The organism is Bradyrhizobium sp. IC4059, from assembly GCF_020193615.1.
Taxonomy (GTDB): domain Bacteria; phylum Pseudomonadota; class Alphaproteobacteria; order Rhizobiales; family Xanthobacteraceae; genus Bradyrhizobium; species Bradyrhizobium yuanmingense.
In genome coordinates, this window is the sequence record NZ_JADYVH010000002.1 from 182,344 (window position 1) to 194,057 (window position 11,714).

11 protein-coding genes are annotated in these 11,714 nt (G+C 63.5%); 4 read left to right on the top strand and 7 right to left on the bottom strand.

Features of this window, described 5'->3' with window-relative positions; translation table 11 throughout:
* Positions 1–69 precede the first annotated feature (69 nt).
* The 3 genes from I6F12_RS06710 (at position 70) to I6F12_RS06720 (ending at position 3,788) form a co-directional block, all read left to right on the top strand.
* On the top strand, positions 70–1,458 hold the full coding sequence (locus I6F12_RS06710; protein ID WP_036001515.1) for a 3-deoxy-7-phosphoheptulonate synthase class II: 1,389 nt from the start codon (positions 70–72) through the stop codon (positions 1,456–1,458).
* Between the two features lie 4 nt (positions 1,459–1,462).
* The gene (locus tag I6F12_RS06715; RefSeq protein ID WP_036001513.1) at positions 1,463–1,816 is read left to right on the top strand and encodes a diacylglycerol kinase; all 354 of its coding nucleotides are present in this window, start codon (positions 1,463–1,465) and stop codon (positions 1,814–1,816) included.
* 214 nt (positions 1,817–2,030) lie between these two features.
* The gene (locus I6F12_RS06720) at positions 2,031–3,788 is read left to right on the top strand and encodes an NAD+ synthase (protein ID WP_036001510.1); all 1,758 of its coding nucleotides are present in this window, start codon (positions 2,031–2,033) and stop codon (positions 3,786–3,788) included.
* 25 nt (positions 3,789–3,813) lie between these two features.
* Here I6F12_RS06720 and I6F12_RS06725 read toward each other — a convergent pair whose 3' ends face one another.
* From I6F12_RS06725 to I6F12_RS06745, 5 genes are all read right to left on the bottom strand, one after another.
* Positions 3,814–4,206, bottom strand: coding sequence for a cytochrome C oxidase subunit IV family protein (locus I6F12_RS06725; protein ID WP_225146547.1), 393 nt, complete (start codon positions 4,204–4,206; stop codon positions 3,814–3,816).
* A 9-nt stretch (positions 4,207–4,215) separates the two neighbouring features.
* On the bottom strand, positions 4,216–4,938 hold the full coding sequence (locus I6F12_RS06730) for a heme-copper oxidase subunit III family protein (protein WP_036001504.1): 723 nt from the start codon (positions 4,936–4,938) through the stop codon (positions 4,216–4,218).
* A 14-nt stretch (positions 4,939–4,952) separates the two neighbouring features.
* Positions 4,953–5,657, bottom strand: coding sequence for a cytochrome c oxidase subunit 3 (locus I6F12_RS06735; protein WP_225155821.1), 705 nt, complete (start codon positions 5,655–5,657; stop codon positions 4,953–4,955).
* The gene (locus I6F12_RS06740) at positions 5,654–7,432 is read right to left on the bottom strand and encodes a cbb3-type cytochrome c oxidase subunit I (protein WP_225155822.1); all 1,779 of its coding nucleotides are present in this window, start codon (positions 7,430–7,432) and stop codon (positions 5,654–5,656) included. Before I6F12_RS06740 ends, I6F12_RS06735 begins: the two co-directional genes overlap by 4 nt.
* Before the next feature lie 73 nt (positions 7,433–7,505).
* Positions 7,506–8,339 (bottom strand): cytochrome c oxidase subunit II, encoded by an 834-nt coding sequence (locus tag I6F12_RS06745; RefSeq protein ID WP_036001495.1) that lies wholly within the window; start codon positions 8,337–8,339, stop codon positions 7,506–7,508.
* Positions 8,340–8,865: 526 nt separating this feature from the next.
* On the opposite strand from I6F12_RS06745, the gene I6F12_RS06750 reads away from it, so the two are divergent.
* A complete protein-coding gene (locus I6F12_RS06750; RefSeq protein WP_225155823.1) occupies positions 8,866–9,771 on the top strand; it encodes a DUF2189 domain-containing protein in 906 nt (301 codons plus the stop codon).
* 52 nt (positions 9,772–9,823) lie between these two features.
* On the opposite strand, the gene I6F12_RS06755 is transcribed toward I6F12_RS06750, so the two are convergent.
* Positions 9,824–10,993: a DUF2865 domain-containing protein gene (locus tag I6F12_RS06755; protein ID WP_074447864.1), complete on the bottom strand. Its 1,170-nt coding sequence runs from the start codon at positions 10,991–10,993 to the stop codon at positions 9,824–9,826.
* 140 nt (positions 10,994–11,133) lie between these two features.
* Entirely contained in the window at positions 11,134–11,427 is a 294-nt protein-coding gene (locus I6F12_RS06760; RefSeq protein ID WP_225155824.1) for a hypothetical protein, read from the bottom strand.
* Between the last annotated feature and the right edge of the window lie 287 nt (positions 11,428–11,714).

Consider the following 11,714-nt stretch of genomic DNA (forward strand, 5'->3'; position numbering starts at 1 on the left):
GCCTGTGTATAAGGCGGCCCTCGCAACCCCTAGATCAGGTTGTGGTTTTTGCTTCACGGAGAGATTGCGATGTCCGAGCGGTGGACGCCCGAGTCCTGGCGCAGCAAGCCGGTGCTACAGGTGCCCGAATATCCCGACGCCAAGGCTCTGGCCGACGTCGAGGCGCAGCTTGCGACCTTTCCGCCGCTGGTGTTCGCAGGCGAGGCGCGCAATCTGAAGAAGGCCTTGGGCCGCGTTGCGGCCGGCGAGGCCTTCCTGCTGCAGGGCGGCGACTGCGCCGAGAGCTTCGCCGAGCACGGCGCCAACAACATTCGCGACTTCTTCCGCGTGCTGCTGCAGATGGCGGTGGTGCTGACCTATGCCGGCGCGGTGCCGGTGGTGAAGGTCGGCCGCATCGCCGGCCAGTTCGCGAAACCGCGCTCGTCGGCGACCGAGAAGGTGAATGGCGTCGAGCTGCCGAGCTATCGCGGCGACATCGTCAACGACATCGCCTTCACCAGCGAAGCGCGCATTCCCGATCCGCAGCGCCAGCTGATGGCCTATCGCCAGTCCGCCGCGACGCTGAACCTGCTCCGCGCGTTCGCCACCGGCGGCTTCGCCAATCTCGGCAGCGTGCATCAATGGATGCTGGGTTTCCTCAAGGATAGCCCGCAGTCACGCCGCTACAAGGAGCTGGCCGACCGCATCTCGGACGCGCTCAACTTCATGCGCGCCTGCGGCCTCGACCTCGAGAGCCATCCGGAGCTGCGTGCCACCGATTTCTACACCAGCCATGAGGCGCTGCTGCTCGGCTACGAGCAGGCCATGACCCGCGTCGATTCCACCACCGGCGACTGGTACGCGACCTCGGGCCACATGATCTGGATCGGCGACCGCACCCGCCAGCTCGATCACGGCCATGTCGAATATTTCCGCGGCATCAAGAATCCGATCGGGCTGAAGTGCGGCCCCTCGCTCAAGGTGGACGAGCTGCTGAAGCTGATCGACGTGCTCAATCCCGACAACGAGCCGGGCCGGCTGACGCTGATCGGCCGCTTCGGCTCCGACAAGATCGGCGAGCATCTGCCGAACATGGTCCGTGCCGTGAAGCGCGAGGGCCGGGTGGTGGTCTGGTCCTGCGATCCCATGCACGGCAACACCATCACCTCGACGTCCGGCTACAAGACTCGCCCGTTCGACCGCATCCTGTCCGAGGTCAAGTCGTTCTTCGCGGTCCACGCCGCCGAGGGCACCCATGCTGGCGGCGTGCATCTGGAGATGACCGGCCAGGACGTCACCGAATGTCTCGGCGGCGCCCGCGCGATCACGGACGAGGATCTCAACGACCGCTACCACACGGTCTGCGATCCCCGCCTCAACGCCGAGCAATCCATCGATATGGCGTTCCTGGTCGCCGAGCTGCTCAAGCAGGAGCGCGCCGGCAAGGCTCAGCCGATTCCGGCCGCAGCGGGGCTGTAAGACCTTGCTGCGGATCTGGAAGGCCACGATCAATTCCCGCAACGGGCTGGCCTTTGCGTTCCGGTCGGAGCAGGCGGTCCGCGAGGAGATTTTTGCGCTGCTGCTGTCGGTGCCGCTCGCCTGGTTCATCGGCGCCACGGCGATGCGCGCGGTCGAATTGGTGTGCTCTGTCGCTTTCGTGCTGACGGTCGAGTTGCTCAATACCGCGATCGAGAAGCTCGCCGACCGGCTGACCTTGGATCACGACAAGCAGATCGGCCGAGTCAAGGACATGGGCTCGGCCGCGGTTGGCGTTGCGCTCTTGATGACCGGCGCGTTCTGGATCATTGCCATCATCGAGCGATTGGGGTTCCTCTAGAGCGCGGAGACAATCCATTGCGCGTGGGTGTCCGAGGTCCCTTCACCTCTCCCCAACGGGGAGAGGTCGATTTGTGTCTCGCGATGCGGAGCATCGTCGAGCTCAAATCGGGTGAGGGGGCTCAGCTCCCACGAGACACCGTAACCCCTCACCCGAATTGCATCTCCGATGCAATTCGACCTCTCCCTTCGGGAGAGGTGAAAGCGAGCGCGCGATGACCGAACGTCTCGACACATTCGCGGTCACGCTCGCCCAGCTCAATCCGACCATGGGCGACGTGGAGGGCAATGCGGCCAAGGCGCGCGCGGCGCGGGCGCAGGCCAAGTCCGACGGCGCCGATCTCGTGTTGTTTCCAGAACTGTTCATCGCCGGCTATCCGCCGGAAGACCTGGTGCAGAAGCCCGCCTTCCAGGCCGCCTGCCGCGCCGCGATCGAAAGCCTCGCGCGCGAGACCGCCGATGGCGGGCCTGCGATGCTGGTCGGCACGCCCTGGGTCGAGGAGGGCATGCTCTACAATGCCTGTGCGCTGCTCGACGGCGGGCGCATCGCGAGCCTGCGTTTCAAGTGCAACCTGCCGAATTACGGCGTGTTCGACGAGAAGCGGCTGTTTTCGCGCGGCCCTGCCGCCGGTCCCGTCACTGTGCGCGGCGTGCGCATCGGTGTGCCGATCTGCGAGGACATCTGGCTGGAAGAGTCCGAGGATTACGAGAACGTGGTCGAGACGCTGGCCGAGACCGGCGCCGAGATCATCCTGGTGCCGAACGGCTCGCCTTACGCCCGCGACAAGAACGACGTGCGCCTGTCGGTCGCGGTGGCGCGCGTCACAGAGAGCGGGCTGCCGCTGGTCTATCTCAACCAGGTCGGCGGCCAGGACGAGCTCGTGTTCGACGGCGCATCCTTCGCGCTCAATGGCGATCTCTCGCTCGCGGCGCAGCTGCCGGCCTTCGAAGAAGGCATCGTCACGCTGCGCTTCAGCAGAAACGGCGACGACTGGCGCTGCAGCGGGCCGATCGCCGAGCTGCCCGAGCGCGACAAGGCCGACTACGCCGCCTGCGTGCTGGGCTTACGCGATTACGTCGCCAAGAACGGCTTTCCAGGCGTGCTGCTCGGCATCTCCGGCGGCATCGATTCGGCGCTCTGCGCGGCGATCGCGGTCGACGCGCTCGGCGTCGACCAGGTGCATGGCGTGATGCTGCCTTACCGCTACACCGCGCCGCATTCGATCGCGGATGCCGGCGAGCTCGCCGGCCATCTCGGCATCCGCTACGAGGTGCTGCCGATCGCCGAAGCCGTGACCGGGTTCGAGACGATCCTGTCCGGCATCTTCAAGAACCTGCCGCCCGATATCACCGAGGAGAACCTCCAGGCCCGCACCCGCGGCACGCTGCTGATGGCGATCTCCAACAAGACCGGGCTGATGGTGGTGACGACCGGCAACAAGTCGGAGATGTCGGTCGGCTACGCCACGCTTTATGGCGACATGAACGGCGGCTTCAACCCGATCAAGGACATCTACAAGACGCAGGTGTTCCGCCTGGCAAGCCTGCGCAATTCCTGGAAGCCGGAGGGCGCGCTCGGCCCTGCCGGCGAGGTGATCCCGCCCGACATCATCACGCGCCCGCCGACCGCGGAGCTGCGCGAGAACCAGACCGATCAGGACTCGTTGCCGCCTTACGACGTGCTCGATGCCATCCTGGAGCGCCTGGTCGAGCGCGAGGAGCCGCTCGACCAGATCATCGCCGCCGGCTTCGACCGCGAGACGGTGATCCGGATCGATCATCTGCTCAACGTCGCCGAATACAAGCGCCGCCAGGCCGCGCCTGGGGTGAAGGTGACACCGAAGAATTTCGGCCGCGACCGCCGTTATCCCATCACCAACCGTTTTCGCGACAAGGGCCAGCCGTTGCCGGCGACGGATGAGGCGCTGGTGTCACGTGGAAGCACGGCGTCAATCGACGCATTCGAGGGGTGAAGCCTAGCCTGAGCGACGGCAGGCGCTATGACGGGGTTGCGAAAAACAGCACCCTCAGGAAGTGCGTGTATTCGGATTCGAGCGCCATGATCGCCACAAATACGAATACCACGACCGGCGGCAGCAGGATGGCATAGGTCAAGGCCAGCCGCTCCCAGGCCATGTGCATGAAGACGGCGACGATCAGGCCGGCCTTCAACATCATGAACAGCAGGATCAGCGACCACCTCAGATAGCCATGCAGGCCAAAGTAGTCGACGAGGTAGGAGAACGTGCTGAGGACGAACAACCAGCCCCAGACCACGAGGTAGAGCTTGATCGGGTGCTGTTGCCCCTCGGCGTGAACGGCTTCCGTTGCGACTGCGCCGTGCGCCGGAGCGTGGAGCCGCTCTTCCATGTGTACCGCCGCGTTTGTCATGCGCCGACCTCACCAAAGATAGAAGAATGCGAAGATGAACACCCACACGAGATCGACGAAGTGCCAGTACAGGCCCGTGATCTCGACGATCTCGTAATTCCCCCTTCGGCTCGTGAAGAAGCCGCGCCTCTCGACGTCGAAGTCGCCACGAAAGACCTTTCGCGCGATGGCGATCAGGAAGATCACACCGAACGTCACATGGGTGCCGTGGAAGCCGGTGATCATGAAGAAGCTCGCACCAAACTGCGGGGCGCCCCATGGATTGCCCCAGGGCCGGACGCCCTCCATGATCAGCTTGGTCCATTCGAAGGCCTGCATTCCGACGAAGGTCGCGCCGAAGGCTGCAGTGACCAGCATCAGGATTGCGGTTCTCACGCGATCGCGGCGGTAGCCGAAATTGACGGCCATCGCCATCGTACCGCTGCTGCTGATCAGCACGAAGGTCATGATGGCGATCAGGATCAGGGGCATGTGGTTGCCCCCGATATCGAGGGCGAAGACTTCGCTGGGATTGGGCCACGGCACGGTCGTCGACATGCGCGCCGTCATGTAGGAGAGCAGGAAGCAACTGAAGATGAAGGTGTCGCTGAGGAGGAAGATCCACATCATGGCCTTGCCCCAGGACACGTTCTTGAAGGCGCGCTGATCGGACGCCCAGTCGGCGGCGATGCCGCGCCAGCCTTCAAGCCGCGCAGGCGATTGGCCCGGATTTGTCAGCACGGTCTCAGCCATCTGGTCTCGCCTCCCTAGCTCAGCAATTGGCGGCAGATGTCGACGAAATCGTCGGTCCAGCCGGTGAGAAGACCGAGCAGGACAAGCCAGACCAACAGCAGGAAGTGCCAGTAGATGGCGCACAGCTCCACGCTCAAGCGCATGTCTGCGATCTCGGCGCCGCGCCACATCTTGGCCGAGGTTCGGCCCAAGGCCACCAGACCGCCCGTCAGATGCAGCCCGTGCACTGCGGTCAACAGGTAGAAGAAGGAATTCGATGGATTGGACGCCACGAAATATCCCGCAGCCCCGAGCCGTTGCCAGGCCAGGAGCTGCCCGGCGAGGAAGATCACGGCAGATGCTCCGCCCGCGAGCAGACCGATCATGACGCCTTCGGTATCGTGTCGGCGCGCGGCCACGTTCGACCATTGCAGCGCGACACTGCTCAGGACCAGGACGCCCGTGTTGACCCACAGCAGCCGCGGCACCGGCAGCGGCCGCCAGTCCACCACGCTCATGCGCATCGAGTAGGCGCTGATGAAGAGGATGAACAAGGCGCTCGCGACCGCGAGAAACACGCCAAGTCCGATCTTCGCTGCCGGCCAGGTTATGGCATCGCCGCCGGGGAAGTCACCGGCCGGGCCTTCCTCCAGCCAGGGCTTCGCCGTCAGGCGCTGCTGCGACAGCCACCATCCGGCGATCACCGCAAGCACAGCCAGGAACAGGATGATGGCGCTCACGAAGCAGCTCCCTGAACGAGCTGAGTCGCACGCGGCGGCTGGTTCTGCGGAATGAAGTCCTCCACGGCACCGGGCACACTGTAATCATAGGCCCAGCGGTACACGACAGGGAGCTCCTTGCCCCAGTTGCCGTGCGCTGGGGGCGTCTCCGGCGTCTGCCACTCCAGCGTCGTCGCCCGCCACGGATTGCCGCCTGAGGCCTCACCTTTGAACAGGCTCCAGACAAGGTTGAACAGGAACACCATCTGGCTAAAGCCGACGATCAAGGCCACCACGGAGATGAAGGCGTTGAGTGAATGGGCCGAGGACGGGATGAACGTCGTATCCAGGAGTTCGAAATACCGGCGCGGGACCCCGAGCAGTCCAAGATAGTGCATGGGGAAGAAGATCAGGTAGGCGCCGAGGAAGGTGACCCAGAAGTGAAACTTTCCCATGGCCTCGTTCAGCATCCGCCCCGTGACCTTTGGGTACCAATGATAGATCGCGCCGAGCACGACCATGATCGGCGCGACGCCCATCACCATGTGGAAATGGGCGACCACGAACATGGTATCCGAGAGGGGCACGTCCACGACGACGTTGCCGAGGAAGAGGCCGGTGAGCCCGCCGTTCACGAAGGTGACGATGAAGCCGAGGGCGAACAGCATCGGCACCGTGAGATGAATGTCGCCGCGCCACAGGGTCAGCACCCAGTTGTAGACCTTGATCGCGGTGGGGATTGCGATGATGAGCGTCGTGGTGGCGAAGAAGTACCCGAATTGCGGGAACATGCCGCTCACATACATGTGGTGCGCCCATACGATGAAGCTGAGCGCGCCGATGGCTACGATCGCCCAGACCATCATGCGATAACCAAAGATGTTCTTGCGCGCATGCGTGCTGATCAGATCGGAGACGATGCCGAAGGCGGGCAGGGCAACGATGTAGACTTCGGGATGACCGAAGAACCAGAACAGGTGCTGGAAGAGCAACGGGCTGCCGCCGCCATGTTTCGATAGCGTGCCCATCTCGAGGAGGGCGGGCATGAAGAAGCTGGTTCCCAAGAGACGGTCGAACAGCAGCATGACCGAGGCAACGAACAATGCAGGGAACGCGAGGAGCGCCATGACGGTCGCCGTGAAAATGCCCCACACCGTCAGGGGCAGGCGCATCAAGGTCATGCCGCGCGTGCGAGCCTGCAACACTGTGACCACATAATTCAGCCCGCCCATGGTGAAGCCGATGATGAACAGGATCAGGGACGCGAGCATGAGAAGGATGCCCCAATCCTGCCCGGGCGTTCCTGAAAGGATTGCTTGCGGCGGGTACAGCGTCCAACCGGCGCCGGTGGGGCCGCCGGGCACGAAGAATGTCGAGGCAAGCACCAGGACTGCGAGCAGGTAAATCCAGTAGCTCAGCATGTTCACATAGGGGAAGACCATGTCCCTGGCGCCGACCATCAGCGGGATCAGGTAGTTGCCGAAGCCGCCCAGGAACAATGCGGTGAGCAGGTAAATCACCATGATCATGCCGTGCATGGTGATGAACTGGAGGTACTGGTTGGCATCGATGAAAGAGAACGTGCCGGGGAATCCCAGTTGCAGCCGCATCAGCCACGACAGCACCAGGGCCACCAGCCCGATGGCCGTGGCCGTCAGCGAATACTGAATGGCGATCACCTTGGCGTCCTGCGAGAACACATATCGTGTCCACCAGCTCCGCGGATGATAGAGCTCGACGTCAGGTACTTCGGCAGGCGGGATGCCGGGGATCCCTTCATATGGAACATCGACCATAGAACCTCCTCGGTCGTTCCATCGGGGGGAGGCGCTGGCCTCTTGCGCCCGATCTATCTTCGGCGGCAGCTTGCTACTTGCTGCCGGATTGGTACGTCGTCTTCACGACGGCTTTTGCCGGCGATAATTCTGCGAACGTTTTTTGTTGCTCCAGCCAAGCGTGATATTCACGCTCTTCGTCGACGATGACCTTGGCCCGCATTTGATAGTGAGCAGTGCCACAAAGCTCCGCACAGAGGACATCGAACGTTCCGGTTCGGATCGGCGTGATCCAGAAATAGGTCACCATGCCTGGAACCATGTCCATCTTGGCTCGGAATTCGGGCACGTAGAAATCGTGCAGGACATCAACCGAGCGGAGGAGAACCTTGACCGGCTTTCCGACTTGAAGGTGCAGGTCGCCGCTCTCGATCACGACATCGTCCTGCGCGTGCCGGTCGTCACGATTGAGCCCCATCGGATTGTCGGAAGCGATGTTGCGGACATCGGATGTGCCCAACTGCCCATCCTTGCCCGGAAGGCGGAAGCTCCACTGCCATTGCTGGCCCATGACTTCGATCTCGGTGGCATCCGCAGGCACCGTCACGAACTGGTGCCAGACCACGAGGCCAGGCGCCAGCATGGCCGCGACGCCGACGCCGGTCCCGACGCTCAGCCACCATTCGAGCCTTTTGTTTTCCGGATTGTAGTCAGCCCTTCTTCCCTCTCTATGGCGAAAGCGGAAGACGCAGTAAGCCATGAAGGCGATCACGGCGACGAAAACAAAGCCCGTGATCCAGAACGTGATGTTGATCGTGTGGTCGATATAGGCCCAGTTCGTGGCGATCGGCGTCCACCACCACGGGCTGTAGATGTGAAACAGCACCGAGCCGATCGCGACCAGAAGCAGTATCAGTGCGACAGCCATCCTGATCCATCCTTGCCATCGAAGGCTACGGATACGAATCCAGGGCGGAGCTCATGTCGGTCGCGATGGCTGGCCTTTCTTGGCATATGCCATCGCCGGCCTCTTGCTTCGCCCAGTCCACCGATCGCGAAATCAAGAGAACGCTCGCGACCTTCAACTCTAAGGGCGTCTGCGTCTAAAATGATCCCAGCCTAATCCGGCGTCAATAGAGCAATAGAGGTGCCCGAATTGGTGTGATTGCCGGTGCTGGCAAACCGACAAGCATCCGGCGCCTATGTTCGGTTTGGGTGATGCAACGCACAAATCCGTGCGGGTGCGCAATTCACCCAACCGTGAGTGCAGTCGTGCTCCGCGCGCGCTAAGCTTGCCGGGCAGGTCGCGACGGGTTCCGTCCGGCCAGGCTCGGTTACTGAACCTGGGTTGCCGTACCAGACCCTTCGCGTTTCCTGCTCGTCAGGCGGACACGCGTGGCTTGAAGAGCGCGTGTTGTCGAAAACCGCGATTTTCAGCACGGGAGGGTCCGTACATGGCCACTCTGTACTCCCACGACATCAGGCGGCGCGCATTCGGCGAAGCGGCCGCCTATCCCATTCGCAAGATCAGCTTGTCCGACCTGACCGAGGCCCTGCGCCTGGGCTGGGCGGATTTCCAGGCGATGCCGAGTCACGCGATCGTCGTGTGCCTGATTTATCCCGTTCTCGGTCTCGTCCTGTTCAGGATGGTGCTCGGCTATTCGGTGCTGCCGCTACTGTTTCCGCTGGCCGCCGGCTTTGCCTTGATCGGTCCTTTTGCCGCGATCGGTCTCTACGAACTCAGCCGTCGTCGCGAGCGCGGCGAGGAGGTCGAAGCATGGGATGCGATCAAGGTGCTGCGCGCACCGTCGTTCGGCGCCATGGTCGAACTCGGCGTGCTCCTGCTGGTCCTGTTCGGGGCCTGGATCGGTGCCGCGAACGCAATCTATGTCGCGATCTTCGGTCACGCTGCGGCCGCAAGCATACCCGACTTCGCAACGCGCGTGCTGACGACACCCGAAGGCTGGTCGCTCATCATCATCGGTTGCGGTGTCGGCTTCCTGTTTGCGGTTGTGGCATTGTGCGTTAGCGTCGTGTCATTTCCGTTGATGCTGGACCGTCATGCGACGGCGATCGACGCGATCCGCACGTCGCTCCGAGCGGTGGCGGCGAATCCGGTTGCGATGGCCGGATGGGGCCTCATCGTGGCGGCTCTGCTCGTGATCGGCTCGCTGCCGCTCTTCGTCGGTCTCGCCGTCGTTCTGCCGGTGCTCGGTCATGCCACCTGGCACCTCTATCGGCGGGTGGTCGAGCCCAATCCGAACCCACCGGATGCACCGCTTCCGCCCCGGAAGGGCAGGCGCTACGCAGCAGACTTTCCGGCCAATCTCTTCCCGTGGAGCCGCGAGGGCGAGCCGTAACAGCGGAACGGCCGCGCTGGGACGCCCGCGCGGAGCATGACAGAGCGACGGCCTACTTCTGCTGCTGCGGCAGGAAGGTCGGGCCGACCGAGCGGATCGGCTTGTTCTCCGACGCGGGGCTCGCGTCCGCGGGTGGCGTGGCGACCGGTGCGGCAGCAGTTGCTGGCGCAGGAGCCGCGCCTTTCTTGGCATTGGCAGGCTGCGGCGCGCCCTTGTTGAGTCGTTGCTGCTGCATCTTCCTGGCGCTTTCCTCGGTGACGATGATGTCGCCCTGCTGCTCGGCCGCGGCCTTGTCATCGGCCGATTTCAGCGCATCCGCCCAGGTCTGTCCCGCCGCCTTGCAGGAGCAGGAAGGGTTGAACTCGCTGCGGAATTTGAATGCGGTCGGCAGCGCCGTGTAGGGCTGGCCGCCGATCGAGACCGCAGCGTTCATATCCTCGCCGGGATTGCGATGGCTGTAGAGCACGGCTTCCGCGGCCGGGCACAGCGCCTTGCAGGTCTTCTCATCGTCAGGGAAGCGCGCCGGCACGGTGGCAAAGGAGATCGGGAAATAAGCGCCGTCGCAGGTGCGCACGCAGACGGTGCGGAAGGTGCCGGATTGCGGGCCGAGATCGGAGGGCGGCATGGCCTGCGGATTGTTCGGGTTGTTGCCGCCGAACAGATTGCTGAGGAAGTTGCCGCCGCCCTGCTGCTGCACGGCATTGGCATATTGCGGGCCGCAATTGTTCTGCGCCAGCGCCATCAGCACCGAGCGGCGCTGGTTGTCGCGCTCCGGGTTGGCGCCGGGGCCGCCGCGCAGCCGCTCGAGGCTGCCGGTAATCTGGTCCAGATTGGCGCGCATCTGCTGGATCTGGGTGTTGACCGGGCCGCACTGCGCCGACTGGCCGTTGAACAGCGAGAAGAAGCCGGAGGAATCACAGCCCATGCGCTTGGCCTGCATGGTGACACGGTCGAGCTCGGCCTGCTGCTTGGCCTGGGAATCCTGGTAGCGGCGGATCTGCTCTTCGCGCGCGGCATCACCTCCGCCGCGATCGAGCGCGGCGAGTTGGGCTTCCAGCCGCACGCACATCGGGTTCGGTCCGAGCCCGTTCTGGCCGGGCTGGGGCGGCGGGCCGGCCTGCGCCAAAGCGCCATCGGCGAGCACGAGTGTGCCGAGGAGCACGGTGCAGGCAAGGAGGGAGCGGGCACGGAGGAGAGAGAAGAATTCAGGCATATCCGCCATTCTAGCGAGGTCACGGCCCAGCGTGATCATCCAAGTGGGGTGGGGGCCGAAGCGCGCCCTCCCAATAGCCGCTTCCTGCGGCATCGTCACGTCGTTTCAGGGGCCGAGCTGGTCCTAAGGTCCGCCAGCTCCGAGGGAATTCAGCGCTGGCAGGTGATTGCGACATATTCGTCGCAATGGCCATGGGAGCAGTTTGTGCCGGATTTGGGGACGGAGCCGGTAATTTCATCGGGATCGACCCGGCGATAGCTTGATGCCTTTGCAAAATCTCGTGACTGGCAATAGGTGCGCGCCGCGGAGGCGCCGCACGTGTCGCCCTTGATGTCGTTCTTGGCCAGGCACTGGTCGGCGATGATGAAGACGCGGGTCTCGGCGCACGCCTGAGGTGCTGCAAGGAGGGAGGCGCCGAAAATGAGCGCGAGCAGGGATCGCATGAAATTACCGGGGGCAAAAAATTGGGAACCGCAGGTTCCAGAATGGCCTCAAATGGTTAGGGGATCATGAACCCTCCGGGCAGGCCGCGCCCCGTGCGGGGGCAAAAACGGCATTTTCGCGGCCCTTGACGCCGGGGCCCGTGGTGGCCCATATGTGCCCGCATGAACGGTCTCCTCGCCATTTGCGCCATTTGCCGCGAGATTACGAGCTAGCGATTCGCTGGCTGGAGCCGTCTTTTCTCAAACACATTGAGAGCCTTGGACGCCCGGCCGAGAGGGATGGGTTG